General features: G+C 64.4%; 16 protein-coding genes. 9 read left to right on the top strand and 7 right to left on the bottom strand.

Annotated elements, in window-relative coordinates:
* Positions 1-70 precede the first annotated feature (70 nt).
* From E8M84_RS07255 to E8M84_RS07285, 7 genes are all read left to right on the top strand, one after another.
* Complete coding sequence (locus E8M84_RS07255) at positions 71-499, top strand: TadE/TadG family type IV pilus assembly protein (protein ID WP_170971868.1); 429 nt, start codon at positions 71-73, stop codon at positions 497-499.
* Position 500: 1 nt separating this feature from the next.
* On the top strand, positions 501-1,916 hold the full coding sequence (locus E8M84_RS07260) for a pilus assembly protein TadG-related protein (RefSeq protein ID WP_137110463.1): 1,416 nt from the start codon (positions 501-503) through the stop codon (positions 1,914-1,916).
* A gap of 112 nt (positions 1,917-2,028) precedes the next feature.
* Positions 2,029-3,279, top strand: a complete 1,251-nt coding sequence (locus E8M84_RS07265) for a sarcosine oxidase subunit beta family protein (protein ID WP_137110464.1) — start codon at positions 2,029-2,031, stop codon at positions 3,277-3,279.
* A gap of 94 nt (positions 3,280-3,373) precedes the next feature.
* Complete coding sequence (locus tag E8M84_RS07270) at positions 3,374-3,637, top strand: sarcosine oxidase subunit delta (RefSeq protein ID WP_137110465.1); 264 nt, start codon at positions 3,374-3,376, stop codon at positions 3,635-3,637.
* On the top strand, positions 3,634-6,543 hold the full coding sequence (locus tag E8M84_RS07275) for a sarcosine oxidase subunit alpha family protein (RefSeq protein WP_137110466.1): 2,910 nt from the start codon (positions 3,634-3,636) through the stop codon (positions 6,541-6,543). Before E8M84_RS07270 ends, E8M84_RS07275 begins: the two co-directional genes overlap by 4 nt.
* A gap of 49 nt (positions 6,544-6,592) precedes the next feature.
* Complete coding sequence (locus tag E8M84_RS07280) at positions 6,593-7,081, top strand: sarcosine oxidase subunit gamma (protein WP_240790332.1); 489 nt, start codon at positions 6,593-6,595, stop codon at positions 7,079-7,081.
* Positions 7,082-7,174: 93 nt separating this feature from the next.
* A complete protein-coding gene (locus E8M84_RS07285) occupies positions 7,175-8,362 on the top strand; it encodes a DegT/DnrJ/EryC1/StrS aminotransferase family protein (RefSeq protein WP_137110858.1) in 1,188 nt (395 codons plus the stop codon).
* Between the two features lie 240 nt (positions 8,363-8,602).
* Here the strand turns inward: E8M84_RS07285 and E8M84_RS07290 are convergent, their stop codons facing one another.
* The 5 genes from E8M84_RS07290 to E8M84_RS07310 form a co-directional block, all read right to left on the bottom strand.
* Positions 8,603-9,550, bottom strand: a complete 948-nt coding sequence (locus E8M84_RS07290) for a LysR family transcriptional regulator (RefSeq protein WP_137110468.1) — start codon at positions 9,548-9,550, stop codon at positions 8,603-8,605.
* A 3-nt stretch (positions 9,551-9,553) separates the two neighbouring features.
* Positions 9,554-10,108 (bottom strand): polyhydroxyalkanoate synthesis repressor PhaR, encoded by a 555-nt coding sequence (gene phaR / locus E8M84_RS07295; RefSeq protein WP_137110469.1) that lies wholly within the window; start codon positions 10,106-10,108, stop codon positions 9,554-9,556.
* Positions 10,109-10,187: 79 nt separating this feature from the next.
* Entirely contained in the window at positions 10,188-10,829 is a 642-nt protein-coding gene (locus E8M84_RS07300) for a glutathione S-transferase family protein (RefSeq protein ID WP_137110470.1), read from the bottom strand.
* 118 nt (positions 10,830-10,947) lie between these two features.
* Positions 10,948-11,397 (bottom strand): Phasin, encoded by a 450-nt coding sequence (locus tag E8M84_RS07305; RefSeq protein WP_137110471.1) that lies wholly within the window; start codon positions 11,395-11,397, stop codon positions 10,948-10,950.
* Positions 11,398-11,555: 158 nt separating this feature from the next.
* Positions 11,556-13,355: an alpha/beta hydrolase gene (locus E8M84_RS07310; RefSeq protein WP_137110472.1), complete on the bottom strand. Its 1,800-nt coding sequence runs from the start codon at positions 13,353-13,355 to the stop codon at positions 11,556-11,558.
* A 96-nt stretch (positions 13,356-13,451) separates the two neighbouring features.
* Here E8M84_RS07310 and phaZ point away from each other — a divergent pair, with 96 nt between their 5' ends.
* Entirely contained in the window at positions 13,452-14,720 is a 1,269-nt protein-coding gene (gene phaZ, locus E8M84_RS07315; RefSeq protein ID WP_137110473.1) for a polyhydroxyalkanoate depolymerase, read from the top strand.
* 2 nt (positions 14,721-14,722) lie between these two features.
* Here phaZ and E8M84_RS07320 read toward each other — a convergent pair whose 3' ends face one another.
* Positions 14,723-15,466, bottom strand: coding sequence for an alpha/beta fold hydrolase (locus E8M84_RS07320; RefSeq protein WP_137110474.1), 744 nt, complete (start codon positions 15,464-15,466; stop codon positions 14,723-14,725).
* A gap of 134 nt (positions 15,467-15,600) precedes the next feature.
* Complete coding sequence (locus tag E8M84_RS07325) at positions 15,601-16,398, bottom strand: alpha/beta fold hydrolase (protein WP_137110475.1); 798 nt, start codon at positions 16,396-16,398, stop codon at positions 15,601-15,603.
* Between the two features lie 165 nt (positions 16,399-16,563).
* On the opposite strand from E8M84_RS07325, the gene thrS reads away from it, so the two are divergent.
* Positions 16,564-18,510, top strand: a complete 1,947-nt coding sequence (thrS, locus tag E8M84_RS07330) for a threonine--tRNA ligase (protein ID WP_137110476.1) — start codon at positions 16,564-16,566, stop codon at positions 18,508-18,510.
* Positions 18,511-18,669: the final 159 nt, after the last annotated feature.

Consider the following 18,669-nt stretch of genomic DNA (forward strand, 5'->3'; position numbering starts at 1 on the left):
GGAGACGATATGCTGAACCCCTAACTTGCATTTGCTTTCAAAAGCATAGGCTGTTTACGGGGTGGGGGCGATGAACGGTGGGTCGGGTCGCAAGTGGTCTGAAATAAAGGCATTTTCAAGGCAGGAAACCGGAGGGGCCACGATCGAATTCGTGCTCTGGTTGCCGATCGTGATTGCAATACTTCTGCTGATTGTCGATTCGAGCATGCTGTTCATGAGTCGCACCCACGCGATGCGGGTGCTGCAGGACACCAACCGGCTGTATTCGGTCGGCCAGTTCACCGGAACCCCGGCAGAACGCATCCAGCAGGCGCAGGATTATGCGCTGGCGCGGCTGAGCGGCCTGTCGCCAAGCGCCACCGCAACGACGGTGGAAGTGAACCGGGTGGTGCGGACGCAGGCAACCATGGAAACCCGAGAGATCGCCCAGATTGGCTTCCTGGGTCTGATGATCGACATGACCATGGTGGTCACGTCCGAACAGAAGGTGGAGTTCTGACATGGTGCGCTGGTCCGGAGCCTTGGGAAAGTTCGCCGCTGACGACGCCGGCGGGATGACGGCGGGGGGGCTGATCTTCATCACGATCTTCCTGGCAGTCGGTGGTCTGGCCGTGGACGTGTCGAACGCGATCAGCCAGCGGACGCAGCTGCAGATGGCCGCGGATGCGACCGCGCATGCCGCGCTTTACACGCGGAACTACACGCTGAACGCAACAGCGGGCGAGGCGCGGACCGAGGCGCTGGCAATCGGCGACGTCAACATGCCGCAGTCGTTCTTCGGCGAGGTGCTGACCGCGCAGGACATCGAATTCGGCGTCTGGGATCGAGCCACCCGCACCTTCAGCCCCGACGAGACCTCGCGGTCGGCCGTCCGGGTGCGCACGCATCGCGACGAGGCGGGCGAGAACCCGGTCGGAACCTTCCTGCTGAAGTTCGCCGGTTTTGACGCCTTTGAGGTCCGCAGATCATCAGTCTTCGAGACCTATGTCCCCGACTGCCTGCGCGAAGGTTTTGTCGCCGAGAACCTGGTCGACATCCAGAGCAACAACACCTACCGGAACGGGTTCTGCATCCACTCGAACGACGTGGTGTCGATGAACAACAACAACTATTTCGAGCAGGGCACGGTGGTTTCGATGCCGGATTCGTCCCGGCTGGACATGCCGCCCTCGGGTGAGACCAGCAACGAAGGGCTGATCCAGGCCCTGCGCTACGGGGCCATGCAGATCCGGTTGGTCAATGCGCTGAGCCAGGTTCCCGCAGCACCGTTCTCGACCGGTTCGCAGGCGATGTGGAGCTTTATCCAGCTGGCGACCCAGGATGGGCAACTGGACTATCTGAGCGGCGCACCGCGGCAGATCACCATCGTGAACGGACGCCCGGCGCCGTCCGGTGCCGACAACGATTCCGTCCAGGCGGGCCGGGATCTTCTGAACCGGGACGGCGCCCTGGCGCTGCGGTCGAATGCGGTCAACTACGTCTACTGTTCCAGCACCAGCACCCAGTTGCAGATCCGGCAGGTGCTGACCAATGTCGTGGTCATCACCAACTGTCAGATCAGCTTTGGATCGGGCGGCGCGCTGGAGAACGGCTTGATCGCCACGCTCCACACCGGCCGGACCTCGATTTCCGGGGCATCGGACAGCCGGATCGGCCGGATCGACGATTGCGGGGCCGGCGGGGGGGCACAGCTGGTTTCGCTGGGCGGGATGAACTTCGCCTCGGGCATCTCGATCCATGGCGGGCAGCTGCTTGCCTTGCGCGAGATCGCCTTCGCGGCCAACGGCGACGGGTTGCGCGGCACCTCGATCATCTCGGGCGACACGGTGTCGGGGACGTCGAACATGCAAATGGGGCTGTGCGGCACGGGGATGGAGGACAACCTGTCGCTCGACTACTTCCGCATGGTCCAGTAGCGCGGATCACCGTTTGCGACGCGCTCTGTCGCCGATGGCGCAGGAATTCGTGACGCGGTCTTGAATATCCGCCTTGGTCCCGGTTTGATGCCGGCGACAGGAGGCATCATCCATGCGCTATTCCGGCCTGAAGGTCATCACCGAGGGGCTTCTTGGCAACAAGGGCTGGACCCCCGCCTGGCGCGATCCGGCGCCGAAGGCGGAGTATGACGTGGTCATCATCGGGGGCGGCGGGCATGGGCTGTCGACGGCCTATTACCTGGCGAAGAACCACGGCATCACCAATGTTGCAGTTCTGGAGAAGGGCTATCTCGGCTCGGGCAACATCGGGCGGAACACGACCATCGTGCGGGCCAACTACTTCCTGCCAGGGAATTCAGAGTTCTACTCGCATTCGATGAAGCTGTGGGAGGGGTTGGAGGCCGACCTCAACTACAACGTCATGCATTCGCAGCGGGGCCTCATCAACCTGTTCCACTCGGATGGGCAGCGGGATGCCTTCGTGCGGCGTGGGAATGCGATGATAAATCAGGGGGATGACGCGATCCTTCTGGACCGGGACGGGGTGCGGGAGCATCTGCCCTATCTGGATTTCGACAACACCCGGTTTCCGATCTATGGAGGTCTCTTGCACCCTCGCGGGGGTTCGGCCCGCCACGACGCGGTAGCCTGGGGCTATGCGCGGGGGGCGGACAAGCGGGGCGTGGATCTGATCCAGAACTGCGAGGTCACGGGGATCGACATTGACGGGGGTGTCGTGCGGGGCGTCCAGACCACGCGCGGGGCGATCCGGGCGAAGAAGGTCGGGATCGTGGTGGCGGGGCGGTCGTCTCAGGTTGCGGCAATGGCGGGGATGCGGTTGCCGATTGAATCGCATGTTCTCCAAGCCTTCGTGACCGAGGGGCTGAAGCCGGTGATCAACCATGTGATCAGCTTCGGTATGGGGCACTTCTATATCAGCCAGTCGGACAAGGGCGGCCTGGTGTTCGGCGGCGACCTCGACTTCTACGCTTCTTATGCGGCGCGGGGGAACCTGCCGATGGTAGAGCATGTGATGGAAGCGGGCATGACGCTGATGCCGATGATCGGCCGGGCGAAGGTGCTGCGGTCTTGGGGCGGGATCATGGACATGTCGCCGGACGGCTCCCCCATCATCGACAAGACGCATGTCGACGGATTGTTCATCGACTGCGGCTGGAACTACGGGGGGTTCAAGGCGGTGCCTGCGTCCGGCTGGTGCATGGCGCATCTGATGGCGACCGGCGAGAGCCACGAGGTCGCTGCCAAGTTCCGGCTGGACCGCTTTGCGACGGGGCATCTTCTGGACGAAGAAGGCACCGGCAGCCAGCATAATTTGCATTGAGGGCGCGCGAGATGACCTTGCACCTACGTCCCGTGGAACGTGCGGATGCCTCCGGCGGGGATATTTTTGAACAGAAGAAAGCTGGGGTGTCTCCATGCGCCTGACATGCCCCCTTTGCGGTGACCGGGACCGGCGGGAGTTCTACTATTACGGGGCGGAGGATTATCTGCACCGGCCGGTGGAGGGCGCTCCCGTGGCCGACTGGGACAACTACCTGCACCTGCGGGACAATCCGGCGGGGGTGACGAAGGACCTCTGGTATCACGAGGCGGGGTGTTCGCAGTGGCTGCTGGTCACGCGGAATACGGTGACGCATGAGATCTCGGCGGTCGAACTGGTAGCGGAGCGCAAGGCATGAGGATCGACGGCAAGGGGCTGATCGACCGGACGAAGCCGGTCCGCTTCCGCTTCGACGGGAAGGATTATGCCGGGTACAAGGGGGATACCTTGGCCTCGGCCTTGCTGGCCAATGATGTCCGGCTGGTGGGGCGGTCGTTCAAGTATCACCGGCCTCGGGGCGTGCTGACGGCGGGGTCGGAGGAGCCGAATGCGCTCGTGGAGGTCGTGGGGCCGTCGAACCAGACGCCGAACGTGCGCGCCACGATGCAGGAGGTGTTCGAGGGGCTGGTGGCGCAGTCGCAGAACCGGCTGGGCAGCTTGCGCTTCGACCTTCTGGCGGTGAACGACTACCTGTCGCCGTTCCTGTCGGCGGGGTTCTACTACAAGACCTTCATGTGGCCGCGCGCCTTCTGGGAGGGGCTTTACGAGCCGATCATTCGCCGGGCGGCGGGGCTGGGCAGCCTGTCCGGAAAGCATGACGAGGGGACTTACGAGAAGGCCTTTGCCTTCTGCGATGTGCTGGTGATCGGGTCGGGACCTGCGGGGCTGATGGCGGCTTTGACGGCGGGGCGGTCGGGCGCGGATGTGATCCTGTGCGAGGAGAGCCATGCTTTGGGCGGGCGGCTTCTGTCGGACAATCAGACCGTTGGCGGGATGCCTGCGGGCGAGTGGGTTGCGCAGGTTGTGGCCGAACTGCAGGCGCTGCCGAACGTGCGGATCATGGCGCGGACCACGGTGACCGGGGCCTATGACCACGGCACCTATGGCGCCTTGGAGCGGGTGGGGCTGCACAAGCCCGCGCGCCCGAACCTGCCACGGGAGTGCTTCTGGCGGATCGTGGCGAAGCATGCGGTGCTGGCCTCGGGTGCCTTGGAGCGGCCTGTAGCGTTCGAGAACAACGACCGGCCGGGGATCATGATGGCCTCGGCGGTGCGGACTTACCTCAACCGCTATGGCGTGGTGCCGGGGAAGCGTGTGACGCTGTTCGCCAACACCGACCAGGCGCGCGGCGTTGCGCGGGAGCTGATGGCTGCGGGGGTGACGGTGGCGGCGATCATCGACCCGCGGCCCGATGCCTCCAGCGTCGAGGATTGTCCGGTGCATGTAGGGGCGGAGGTTGTTGGCTCCCGTGGGCGGCTGGGGCTGTCGGGGATTCAGGTGCGCAAGGGGTCGGAGATCATCGAGATCGAGACCGACTGTCTGGCGATGTCGGGGGGCTGGAACCCGACGATCCACTTGACCTGCCACATGAACGGGCGGCCTCGGTGGAGCGAGGAGTTGGCGGCCTTTGTGCCCATGGAGGGCGCGGTGCCCGGTCTGGTCGCGGTGGGCGCGGCGAATGGGTCGATGTCGACGCATGGGGCGCTGGTCACTGGCCATGCGGCGGCGTTGAAGGCGGTTGAGGCTCTGGGGCGGAAGGTGTCGGTTGCGGTGCCGGAAGCCGAGGACATGCCCTATCGCCTCAAGGCCTTGTGGGCAGTTGAGGGGACCGGACGCGCTTGGCTCGACTTTGCCAATGACGTTACGACCAAGGACGTGAAGCTGGCCGCGCAGGAAGGCTTCCGGTCGGTCGAGCACATGAAGCGCTACACGACGCAAGGCATGGCGCCGGATCAGGGCAAGAACTCCAACGTGGCGGCGCTGGCCGTGCTGGCGGATGCGACGGGGCGCGGGATTGCTGAGACGGGGGTGACGACCTTCCGGCCGCCCTTTACTCCTGTGTCGATTGCCGCCATGGGCGCGGGGGGGCGGGCTGAAGGCTTCGCGCCGCAGCGGTTCCTGACCTCGGATCAGGCCAGCCGCGACCGGGGCGCGCCGATGATCGAGGCGGGGCTGTGGTATCGGCCGTCCTATTTCCCGAAGCCGGGGGAGACGACCTGGCGCGACGCGTGCGACCGGGAAGTCAACATGGTCCGACAGGCGGTCGGGGTGGCGGATGTGTCGACGCTGGGCAAGATCGACATTCAGGGCAAGGACGCGGGAAGGTTCCTGGACTTCGTCTACACCAACACCTTCAGCACCTTGCCGGTGGGCCGGGTCCGCTATGGCCTTATGCTGCGAGAGGATGGGCTGGTCCTGGATGACGGCACCTCGGCGCGCCTCGGGCAGGATCACTACCTGATGACGACGACCACCGCTGCGGCGGGGCTTGTGATGCGGCATCTGGATTTCGTGCATCAGGCCTTCTGCGCGGACTGGCAGGTGCGGTTCATCTCGGTCACCGAGTCCTGGGCGCAGTTCGCAGTGGCGGGGCCGAAGGCGCGGGCACTGGTGAATTCCTTCCTTGAGGTGCCAGTGGAACTGCCCTTCATGGGCGTCGCACCAGTGCGGATCGGGGGGGTGGACGGGCGGCTGTTCCGGATCTCGTTTTCGGGCGAAGAGGGGTATGAACTCTCCGTTCCGACCCGCTATGGTGAGGCGCTGTTCCGTGATCTCGTGGCGCGGGCCGAAACGATGGGCGGTGGGCCTTACGGGATGGAGGCGCTGAACGTCCTCCGGATCGAGAAGGGGTTCATCACGCATGCCGAGATTCATGGCCGCGTCACGGCGCATGACATCGGCATGGAGAAGATGGTTTCGGCCAAGAAGGACTGCATCGGCAAGGCGGCGGCGACGCGGCCGGGGATGTGGGGGCCAGAGCGGGAGCAGCTTGTGGGCCTGAAGACCCATGCGCCGATTTCGGCGGGGGCGCATCTCTTCGTGCCAGCGACGGAAGTGCACCGTGAGACGGATCAGGGCTATGTCACCAGCGTCTGCTGGTCACCGACGGTTGGGGCCTGGCTGGGGCTGGGGTTCCTGAAGGACGGCCGGGCGCGCCATGGCGAGAAAATCCGGCTGGTCGACCATCTGCGCGGGTTAGACGTGATCTGCGAGGTTTGCCACCCGGTGTTCCACGACCCGGAAGGGGAGAAGTTGCGTGCCTGAACTGATTGCAAAATCCGCGCTTGAAGGGCGCAGCTCGACGTCTGGGACTGTGACTTTGGCCGAAGTTGCAGTGGGGCCTATCACCTCGATCGCTGTCTTCCCGGGCGGGGCAAAGGCCGTGGCTAAGGGGTTGAAGACGCTGGGTCTGGCGATGCCGGAGCCCAACAGCTTTGCTGAGAAGAAGGGCGCGCGGATCGTCTGGACGGGGCGCGATCAGGCGTTCCTGATCGGCGTCGCGCCTCCGGTGCTGGAGGGGGCTGCGGTGACCGACCAGTCGGACGGCTGGGCTGTCCTGTCGGTCAGCGGGGCCGGCGTGGCGGATGTTCTTGCTCGGTGGGTGCCCATCGATCTGCGGCTGGCGGCCTTTCCGGTGGGCCGGGCCGTCCGGACGCAGTTGAACCATATGAACGTGGTGATCCTGCGAGTGGGCGACCATGCCTTCGAGGTGATGGTCTTCCGGTCCATGGCCCGGACCGCCTGGCACGAGGTCGAGACCGCTATGCATATGGTGGCGGCCCGCCTTGGGACGAAAATCTAGGCGGAAAGGCGCGAAGAGAACATTTTGTCACTGGCGTGTCACGGGGCGGGAGTTTAAACCTTTTCTTAATGCGAGATTAAGAAAAGGTGCATGATGGCCCCCGATGGTCAGACCCTGGCTCCGAACGTTTATGATGCCGAACCGATCCCCGAGGCCGCGCGGGCCGAGATCGACCGGCTTCTGAGCTCGGGCGATCTGTTCCGCTACACGGCCCCGTCGGATGCGCCCGTGGCGCTTCTGGAAGCCGAGTTCGCCGCGCTTCTGGGGTCGCGCTATGCGCTGGCGGTGTCGTCCTGTTCGGCGGCCCTGTTCCTGTCCTTGAAGGCGCTGGACTTGCCCAAGGGTGCCAAGGTCCTGATCCCGGCGTTCACCTTCGCGGCGGTGCCGTCTTCGGTCGTGCATGCCGACTGTGTGCCGGTGCTGGTCGAGGTGGGCGAGAACTACCGGGTCGACATGGCGGACTTCGAGCGGAAGCTGCCCGAGGCGCAGGCGGTGATGATCAGCCACATGCGGGGGCATACCTCGGACATGGATGCGATCATGCGGCTGTGCGATGCCGCCGGAGTGCCGGTGATCGAGGATGCGGCGCATTCGCTGGGGACCGTGTGGGGCGGGCGGAACATCGGGACCATTGGCAAGGTCGGCTGTTTCAGCTTCCAGTCCTACAAGCTGGTGAATGCGGGCGAAGGCGGGATCATGGTCACCGATGATCCGGAAATCGCGGCACGGGCGATCATCATGTCGGGGGCCTACGAGACCAACTGGAAGAAACATCCGGGCCTGACGAATTCCTGCGCGCACTGGCAGAACAAGCTGCCGCTGTACAATTTGCGGATGCAGAACCTGTCGGCGGCGGTGATCCGGCCGCAGCTGCCCATGGTGGCCGAGCGGGTCGCGAAGGGGCGGGCGGGGCATGACCGGGTGGCGGCGAAGCTGAACCTGTCGGCACATCTGGCGGTGCCCGAGGCTTTGGGGCCGGAGGAGCGGGCACCGGATTCGATCCAGTTCAACCTGACGGGCGGCTGGACGGATGCAGAGGCGGTGGCGTTCCAGACGGCAGCCAAGGCGCGCGGGGTCTCGGTGCAGGTCTTTGGCTTGAGCGAGGGCAATGCGCGGGCGTTCTGGAACTGGCAGTTCCTGGGCGAGGTGCCGGAGCTGCCGCAGACCCGGGCGATGCTGATGCGGGCCTGCGATGTGCGGCTGCCGACCCGGCTGACCGAGGCCGAGCTGGACTATATCGCGGCGGCGATCGTGGACGCGGCGGCAGAGGTTCGCGGCTGATCTGTCCACGGTGGACAAATTCGCCTTAGGTGAGTGAAATCAAATGGTTGGCGATTCTCGTTAGGGAATCGTCAATCTTTTTTGCGGGCCGGCCCCTCACCCTGGCCCTCTCCCCCAAGGGGAGAGGGGACGCCTGGCGGTTCTGTTGGTCCCGGACGGGCGGCCGTGCGTCTGGCCCGACTGTCGGATGCCTCCGGCGGGAGTATTTGGCAATGGGCAAGACCTGGGGAGCGTCAGCGCCTAGAGAACCCGCAGCGCGGGGGAGAGCCAGGGGGCGGCGGCGAGGGCGGGGGCGATGACGACCTCGGCGATGAGCGGCTTCAGGCGCTGGGTGATCTGGGTGGGCACGTCGTGCAGGATGCCTGCGCGGGCGGAAAGCGAGAGCGTGCGGGTCAGCGCCGGGAGGGGCAGGGGGCGGACCTCGACGGATGCGCGGAAAGCGCGGGCCTGATGGAGGGCGAGGGGGGTGAGGATGGTCCAGCCTTCGCCGCCTGCGACCATCGCAAGGATGGCGGCGTAGCTGTCGAGTTCGAAGCGGTGCGCGGGTTTCAACCCGTGGCGGGCGAGGTGGGCGGCGATCTGGCGGCCCATCAGGTGGCGGGCGGTGTAGAGGATCAGGGGCAGGTCCTCGATCTTCGCACCCGGCGGCGTCACTGCGACGAAGGGTTCGGAGAGGATCGGATGGACCTCGCGCCAGTCTTCGGGGGCCGCATCGGACGTGCTGTCGGCGGCGATGACGATGTCAAGTGCGCGGGCCTCCAACTGGTCCATCAGGCGGTGGCTTGCCCCGGTTTCCAAAAGGAAGCGGCAGCCTTTCAGATCGCGGGCGAGTGTCGAGAGAAGGCGTGGGGTGACGTCGCTGTCGAAATCCTCGATCACGCCAAGGCGGAGGGTGGTGAGGCCGGAGAGGTCGGCCATGGCCAGTTCCGCACGGGCCTCGGAGGCGGCGTTCAGGATGGTCTGGGCGTGGCGGCGGAACATCGCGCCTGCGGGCGTGACCTGGATCGGGCGACTGGCACGGTCGAGGAGGGAGGCGCCAAGGGCGGTCTCAAGCGCGGCAAGCTGCTGGCTGACAGCCGAAGGCGAGACGCCCAGACGGCGGGCGGCGGCGGAAATCGAGCCTTCCTCGGCAGAGGCAACAAAGACCTCGATCCCCCACAGCGTGACGCGGCCTTCGGCTTCGGCCATCGGTCAGAGCTTGGAGAGTTTCTTCTGCAACTCGGCCAGTTGCTTCTTGATGTCGGCGATGTCGTCGGTCGAGGCCGGTGCCTCGTCTTCTTTCGCCGGACCCGAGCCGCCCCAGCCGGGCACTCCGCCCATCATCGTCTTCAGGAAGGCTTCCTGCTGTTTCCGCAGCGCCTCGAATCCCGGGACGGCGGCGAGGGGGTTCGGGATGGCGGCGAGGTTTTCCACCATCTTTGCCTGGCTGTCGCGCAGCATCTCGAAGCTGGAGGCGAGGAACTGCGGCATCACCGCCTGCATGCCGGTGGCATAGCTGCGGACGAGGTCGGTCAGCACGTCGACCGGCAGGACGCTTTCGCCCTTGGATTCATGTTCGGCGACGATCTGCAGCAGGTATTGCCGGGTCAGGTCATCGCCGGTCTTGAGGTCGACGATCTGCACCTCGCGCCCCTGGCGGATGAAGCCGGCGATGTCTTCCAGCGTGACGTAATCCGAGGTCTCGGTGTTGTAGAGACGGCGGCTGGCGTAGCGCTTGATCAGAAGCGGCTTGTCGGTGTCGGCCATGGTTCCCTCCCCCAGGGATTATGCGCTTGCAGAGAAGCTTAGGCCGGGCTGCAGCAAAAAGAAAGCACTCTGCGAAAGCCTAGTTCGCCCGCGCAGCATCGGCTGCCGCGAAATGGTCAAGCTGGTCTTGCAGGGCCTTGGCGAAAGCCGGGCGTGCAAGGACGCGGACGGCATAGGCCTGAAGTGCGGGATAGGGGCCGAGGGCGGCGTGCAACTTTTTCACGCGGAGAATATCTGCCATCAGGAGATCGGCGACGGTGAAGCGGTCGGCTGCGAGGTGGTCGCGGGTCGCGAGCACGGCATCAAGGCGGCCAAGGCGTGCGTTGAGCCAGCCCTCCAGCGGGTTCTCTTGGGGTTTTGACAGGCCGATGAACCACCAGGGAACCGAGACCATTTCGACCGAGTTCAGCGCGGCCATCACCCATTGCAGGGTGTCGGCGCGGCCCTGGGCCTCGCGCGGCATCAGGGCCTCCGACTTATCGGCGAGGTGCAGCAGGCAAGCGCCGCTTTCGAAAAGGGTGATGTCGCCATCCTGCAGCGCCGGGACCTGGGCGAAGGGCTGGCGGGACAGGTGATCCGGGCTGGTGCGGTCCTCGAACCGGACCGAGCGGACCTGGTAGGGCAAGCCCGCCTCTTCGCAGGCCCAGCGGAGCCGGAGATCGCGGACATGGCCGCGAGGGCCTTGCGGCACCCAATCGTAGGTCCAGATGGTCAGGGTCATCGCGGCCTCCTGTCCTGCGGGAGGATGTGCGGGAGGCCGGAAAAGAACAAGGCCCGGAGGGATGCTCCGGGCCTTTGACGTCCTTGGGGGACGAAACTCGTTAAGAATACCTTGCAAATTACTTCGCAGCCGCAGCGGCTTTCTTGGCGACCGAGGTCACGTCCGCGGTGGCTTTCTTGACGGCGGCGGTCGCGTCTTCCGACATGTCCTTGCCAGCAGCCAGCATCAGCTCGACGGTTTCCATCTGCACTTTCTTCGCCACTTCAGCGAAGGCGGCCAGGTTCTCGGCAGCCATTTCGGCAGCGGCCGAAGCGAAGTCGGTCACCGATTTGGTGTAGTCGGCCGGATCAGCCTTGGCCTTGGCAACGTCGCCAACCTTGGCCAGCGCGTCCTTGGTCCACTTGGCCGAGATTTCGGTCGACTTTTCAGCGGCTTCAATCGCGACTTTCGAGAACTTCTCGGCGAAGGCAGCCTGGGTCTTGAAGGCGTTCTGGAAGGCCGAAGCGTCAACCGGGAACGAAGCCATCATGTCCTGCATGACTTTGGTGAAGTCGGGGGTCTTGGTCATGTCATTCTCCATGGGGCCTGCGAGGGTGAGGGGTAGGATCGGCCCGTTTCCTTGATGACAGACATATAGACGCTGCAGCGCAGCATTTCAAGTCTTTTTCTGCAGTGCAGCAAAACCGGAAGGCGAGCCGGGTAACCCTGCGGAAAGCGGGTGAAATGTCAGAGCTGCGGCTGGGCCACGACGTAGGTGCCCGGTGCAGGGGCCAGCGAATCGGCCGGTTTCCGCGCGGGGATCATCGGGCCGGAATGGCTGGCGAGCCACTCACCCCAGCGGGGCCACCAGCTGCCCTTGTGGAAGGTTGCGGACTTCAGCCAGACCTCGGGGTCGCCGGCCACGGGGGCGTCGTTGGTGTAGTGACCGTACTTGTCCTTCGACGGCGGGTTGATGATCCCGGCGATGTGGCCGGATTCGGACAGAAGGAAGGTCTTGTCCTTGGATCCCATCTGCTTGATGCCGTTGAACGACCCGCGCCAGTGGGCGATGTGGTCGGTCTCACACGCGATGGCGCAGACGGGGAGTTTGACGTCCGACAGGCTGACGGGCTTGCCGAATACCTGGAATTCGCCCTTGGCGAAACCGTCGCCCTGGCAGAGGCCGCGGAGATATTCGACGGCCATCTTCGCGGGGAGGTTGGTGCCGTCGCCGTTCCAGTAGAGGAGGTCGAAGGCGGGTGGCGCCTCGCCCAGCATGTAGGACTTGATGGCGGGGGTGTAGATCAGGTCGTTCGAGCGGAGGAAGGAGAAGGTTCGGGACATGAAGAACTTCGACAGGATGCCGTCGCGTTCGGTCTGGCGTTCAATCCCGTCGACGAAATCGTCGTTGAGGAAGACGCCGACTTCTCCGGGGTCGGAGAAATCGGTGAGGGTGGTGAAGAAGGTGGCGGTCTTGACGGTGTCGTCGCCGGCCTTCTGCAGGTGGGCGAGGGTGAGGCCGAGGGTGGTGCCGGCGATGCAGTAGCCGACCGCGTTGATCTGCTTCTCGCCGGTGATGCGGCGGGTTTCGGCCATGGCGCGAAGGAAGCCTTCGCGGATGTAGTCGTCCATCGCGGTCCCGGCGTAGCTGGCGTCGGGGTTGACCCAGGAGACGACGAACAGGGTAAAGCCCTGGTCGACGATCCACTTGATGAGCGAATTCGCGGGCTTGAGGTCCATCACATAGAACTTGTTGATCCAGGGCGGGAAGATCAGGAGCGGGGTCTTGTGGACCTTCTCGGTGGTCGGCGCGTACTGGATCAGTTCGAGCATCCGGTTGCGGTAGACGACCTCGCCCGGCGTGGCGGCGATGTTCTGGCCGACGTGGAAGGCCTCGCGGTCGGCAAGCGTCACCAGAAGATCGCCCTGGTTCGCCTCAATGTCGCGGACGAGGTTTTCCAGGCCCTGGACCAGCGACTCACCGTCGGTTTCGACCGCCTTCTCCAGCGCCTCGGGGTTGGTGCCGAGGAAGTTGGTGGGCGAGAACATGTCGACGATCTGTTTCGTGAAATACTCCACCCGGCGGCGGTCTTCGGCGGTCAGCGTCTCCATGTCGCCGACCGCGGTACTGATCGCTTCGGCGTTCATCTGGTACTGCTGCTTGAGGTAGTTGAAGAAGGGATGCGTCTCCCACAGAGGATTGCCGAACCGGCGGTCCTTGGGGTTCGGGTCGGGGGGCGCTTTGAATTCGCCCTTCGCAAGGGTCTGCTGCGCCTCGACATAATGCTTCAGGGTCTTGCCCCAGTAGTTCACCTGATGCTCGACCACCTTGGCGGGGTTCGAGACCATCTCGGCGAAATAGGCGGCGGCAGCTTTCATGTAGACGTCGGGCGCGGGGCCATGCAGCGCGGGGTCGACCTGTCGGCGATGTGTCAAGGCAGCGGTCAGGCGCTTTGACAACTCCTCAACCTTTGCGAGGTTAGCATTCAACCTCTCGGCCTTTTCGAGTGCGGCTTTGGTCTCGGGGGTGCTGTCTTCTGTTGTCATGCTAACCATTCCCCCCTATCGTCGCCGCTATGCAGCATAACGGTGCGCCTTGCGCCCCGCCATGCGACATACGCCCGCCGGGGGCAAGGAGACGTGATGAAGTATATGTACACCTATGACCTGATGGAAAGCGCCCGTAACACGAATGAGTGGTTGGGGGCATCTGCCAGGGCTTTTGCCAGCTACCCGGCGTTTGCAATGTCGATGAACCCGATGCTGCCGCTGATGGCCGCCTGGGGCGAGGTGACGGAACGGACCTTCAGCCGCATGGTCGCCAAGCCCGATTGGGGCATCCGGTCGATTGTGGGGCCGGACGGGCAGGACCATCTGGTGGACGTGAAGCCGGTGGTGGAAAAGCCTTTCGGCGATCTGGTGCAGTTTTACGTCCGTCGCCGGTCGCCGATGGCGCGCAAGGTGCTGCTGGTCGCGCCGATGTCGGGGCATTATGCGACGCTCCTGCGCTCTACCGTGGCCAGCCTGCTGCCGGATGCCGATGTTTTCGTGACGGACTGGCACAATGCCCGTGACATTCCGGTATCGGCGGGCAAGTTCGACGTCGAGGATTACACGCTGTACCTGGCCGAGTTCATGAAATTCATGGGGCCGGACACCCATGTGATCGCGATCTGCCAGCCCGCACCGCTGACCCTTGCGGCGACAGCCTATCTGGCGGCGGAAGACCCGGATGCGCAGCCGAAGTCGCTGGTGCTGATCGGCGGACCGGTCGATCCCGATGCCGCCGCGACCGAAGTAACGGACTTTGGTCGCCGGGTGACGATGGGGCAGCTGGAGCACATCGCGATCCAGCGCGTCGGGTTCAAATACAAAGGTGCGGGGCGGCTGGTCTATCCGGGGCTGTTGCAGCTGCAAAGCTTCATGACGATGAACGCGGAACGGCACGGCAAGGCCTTTGTCGAGCAGATCTTCCGTGCCTCGCGCGGAGAGTCGGCCGACCACGACGCTCACAACCGATTCTACGACGAATATCTGGCGGTCATGGACATGACGGCCGAGTTCTACCTGTCCACGGTGGAACGCGTCTTCAAGAACCGCGAGATCGCGAAGAACGAGTTCATGGTGGCGGGCCGCAAGGTTGACATGGGCGCGATCACCAAGGTGTCGGTGATGACGGTCGAGGGCGCGAACGACGACATCTCGGCCCCGGGCCAGTGCGTTGCGGCCCTGAACTTGCTGACCGGGCTGTCGGATGACAAGAAGGGCCAGCATCTGGAACCCGGCGCGGGCCATTATGGCATCTTTGCCGGGAAGAGCTGGCGGTTGAACATCCGCCCCTTGGTGCTGAACTTCATCGACCGCGCGGCGGGCAAGACCAAGGCGAAGATCGCGCTGGCTTCGGCGCAGTAGCGCTATTTGAGCATCAGCGTCGGCAGGCGGCCTGCGAGGAAGGTTTCCAAGACCTTTGTCACCGCTTCGGGCTGTTCAAGCTGGGGCAGGTGGCCCGCTTCGGCGATGATTTCCAGACAGCCCTGCGGCATCATAGCGGCAAGGAACTCGGCCCGGCGGCGGGGGACCAAGGTGTCGCTTTCACCTGCGATAATCATCGTGGGCACATGGACCTTGCGCAGGGTTTTCTGCTGATCCGGACGGCGTTGCAGCACGCGAAGGTGGCGCTGGAACTGGATGGGCCCGAGGTTTTCAGCCATGTCCATGGCCAGCGCCATGACCTCATCCCGCCAGGGGGCGTCGTGCAGCGCGGTCAGCGGCAGCATTTGCTCCATGCAGGCCCGAAGATGGCCGGTCTTGGCGGCAATCAGCATGGCTTCGCGGTCCACCGCGACCTGGGGCGTGTCGGGCAGCGGGTCGGTGGAGATAAGGGCGATGCGGGTCACCGCCTCGGGCCGCTTGCGCAGGATCTCGATCGCGATGTTGCCGCCAAGGCCGTGCGCAATCAGCGCAAAGTGGGGCGGCAGGTGCGGCGCAACCTCGGCGGTGATCTTCTCGATGGAATCGCCCAGACCCGGGGTAAGCAGGATAACCGAGCGGTCAGCCCCGAACCGCGCCAGTTGCGGCATGAAGCTGCGGGCATCGGCCATGAAGCCGGGGATCAGCACCAGGGGTTCGGGCGGAGTCGGGTTTCGCAGGACAAGCATGTTCACGGCGCGGGCCTTCAACGCAGGGTTTCTGCAAGCGGCTGTTCTTGGTCTTTTTTGAAGCGTAACCCACAAGGCTCTGGATTCAAATCCAGTTTTCGGCCGTCTTTCCCCGGATCGGCGAAAAGATCACATCAGCGGATGTTCGATACCTTCAAGTCCGGGCTTTCGTCGAAGGGCAAAGCCTCACGCGAACGGGTCACGTCCTCGACCGCTTCGGTAATCATCGACAGGCAGGAAAGCGTCGAGAAGCGGTGGTCTGCGTCCTTGACCAGGGTCAGCCGCAGGTCTGGGCTGGCGATCTGGTGGAAAAGCGAGATGGCGACGGTCGGCGGCACATCGGTATCGGCGCTGCCCTGCAACAGGCGCACGGGCATGGGCAGGTGCAGCGGACCGTTCATCACCAGATTCTGCCTGCCATCCTCGATCAGCCGCAGGGTGATCGGGTAGGGGTCGTCGGAATAGTCCGAGGGGCGGAGGAAGACGCCTTCCTCCAAGAGGGTGGTGCGTTCGGCGAGGGTGAACTCGGCCTCCCACATCCGTTCGGTGAAGTCGGGGGCGGCGGCGATGCCGACAAAGCCAGCAACCCGGTGCGGAATGTCGCGGGCGAGGAGCAGCGCAATCCAGCCGCCCATCGAGGAGCCGACGAGGATCTGCGGGCCTTCGGTCAGGACGTCGATGACGGCGGCGGCATCCTCGCGCCAGTCGGTGATGGCGCCGTCGACGAAGGAACCGTGGGATGCCCCGTGGCCGGAATAGTCGAAACGCAGGAAGGCGCGACCCGTCGCCTCGGCCCAGGCCTGCAGGGCAAGCGCCTTGGTGCCGGTCATATCAGACCGGAAGCCGCCCAGAAAGACCACGCCCGGCCCTTTGCCCTGGGTCTGGTGGTAGGCGATGTGGCGGCCCTGCGGGGTGGTGAGGAAGGTTGTCATGTCCAAGAAGATAGCAAGCGGAGGGCGGTTTCGGCAGGGTGGTCGCAACCCACGGGCGAAGAACCGCGCATGGCTTGACTTGGGGGCCGCGCGGGGGCATCAAGCGGCCCGACATAACCCGCAACCGGGCGTTTCGTAGGCGCCAAACTGACGAGGAGACGGCCGATGGCCCAGATTTCCCTGACATTTCCCGACGGCAACACGCGTGTCTATGACGCGGGCGTGACGCCTGCCGAGGTGGCGGCGTCCATTGCGCCCTCGCTGGCCAAGGCGTCGATCTCGGCGCAGGTGAACGGCAAGCATTGGGATCTGCAGTGGCCGATCACGTCGGACGCGACAATCTCGCTGAACACGTTGAAGGACGATGCGGCGGCGCTGGAGCTGATCCGGCATGACCTGGCGCATATCATGGCGCGGGCGGTGCAGGAGATCTGGCCGGACGTGAAGGTGACGATCGGGCCGGTCCGGGATCAGGGCTGGTTCTACGATTTCGACCGGGAGGAGCCGTTCACGCCCGAGGATCTTGGGGCCATCGAGGCGCAGATGAAGCAGATCATCAACGCGCGGGACCCGGTGCGGACGGAAGTCTGGGAACGGGCTCGGGCGGTGGAGTACTACCGGGGCCGGGGCGAGCCCTTCAAGCTGGAGCTGATCGACCGCATCCCCGAGGGCGAGGACCTGCGGATGTACTGGCATGGCAACTGGCAGGACCTGTGCCGGGGGCCGCATCTGCAGCACACCGGGCAGGTCCCGGCGGACGCGTTCAAGCTGACGCATGTGGCGGGGGCCTATTGGCTGGGTGACGCGAGCCGCCCGATGCTGCAGCGCATCTACGGCGTGGCGTTCAAGAATCGCGATGACCTGAAGGCGCATCTGACGATGCTGGAGGAGGCCGCCAAGCGCGACCACCGGAAGCTGGGACGCGAGATGGAGCTGTTCCATCTGCAGGAAGAAGCGCCGGGGATGGTGTTCTGGCATCCGAACGGCTGGACGATCTATCGTCAGCTTGAGGATTACATGCGCGGCCGTCTGCGTCAGGCGGGCTACAAGGAAATCAGGACGCCGCAGGTCGTGGACCGCGTCTTGTGGGAGAAGTCGGGCCATTGGGAGGCCTACCGCGAGAACATGTTCATCGTGGAGGTCGACGAAGAGGGTGCCAAGGAAAAGCGGATCAACGCGCTGAAGCCGATGAACTGCCCCTGCCATGTGCAGGTGTTCAATCAGGGCCTGAAATCCTACCGCGACCTGCCCTTGCGGCTGGCGGAGTTCGGGTCGTGCCATCGGTATGAAAGCTCGGGGTCCATGCACGGGTTGATGCGGGTGCGCGGCTTCACGCAGGACGATGCGCATATCTTCTGCACGGAAGACCAGATCGAACAGGAATGCGCGGGGTTCATCTCGCTCTTGTCCTCGGTCTATCGCGACCTCGGCTTCGACAAGTTCGACATCAAGCTGTCGACGCGGCCCGAGGTGCGGGTCGGAAGTGATGAAATCTGGGACAAGGCGGAGAACGCGCTGCAGAAAGCCATCGAAGGGCTGGGTCTGCCCTACGAGATCAACCCGGGCGACGGGGCGTTCTACGGGCCGAAGCTCGACTTCAAGCTGACCGACGCCATCGGGCGCGAATGGCAGTGCGGCACCTTCCAGGCGGACTTCAACCTGCCGGTTCGGCTGGACGCGGAATATGTGGGCGAGGACGGGGCCAAGCACCGCGCCGTCATGCTGCACCGCGCGGTGCTGGGGTCGTTCGAGCGGTTCATTGGCATTCTTCTGGAGAACTATGCCGGGAAGCTGCCCTTCTGGTTGGCCCCGCGGCAGGTGGTGGTGGCCTCCATCGTGTCGGATGCGGACCCGTTTGTGCATGAGGTCGTGGCTTCCTTGCGCAAGGCAAGGGTTCGGGCGGAGGCAGATGTCCGGAACGAGAAGATCAACTACAAGGTCCGCGAGCATTCCGTCGGCAAAGTTCCCGTGATCCTGGCCATCGGGATGCAGGAGGTCGAGGCGAGAACTGTTTCAGTTCGCCGGTTGGGCGAGACGCGGACTGAAACGATTACCCTCGATCAGGCCGTTGCCACCTTCGGGTTCGAGGCCCTGCCTCCCGCGAACAGCTGAGCATAGCCGATTGATATTTAATGAAAGTCCCGAGCCCGGCGTCGGGGCTTTCTGCATTTCTGCGCCTGCGACATCCTGTCACGAAGCTGTGGTTCACGGCCCCGTGGGTCGCTTGTGAGCGTAGCTATCCCCTAACCCTTGAGCAGTCGCAACGGTTGC

The organism is Rhodobacter sp. SY28-1, assembly GCF_005222785.1.
Lineage (GTDB): Bacteria > Pseudomonadota > Alphaproteobacteria > Rhodobacterales > Rhodobacteraceae > Tabrizicola.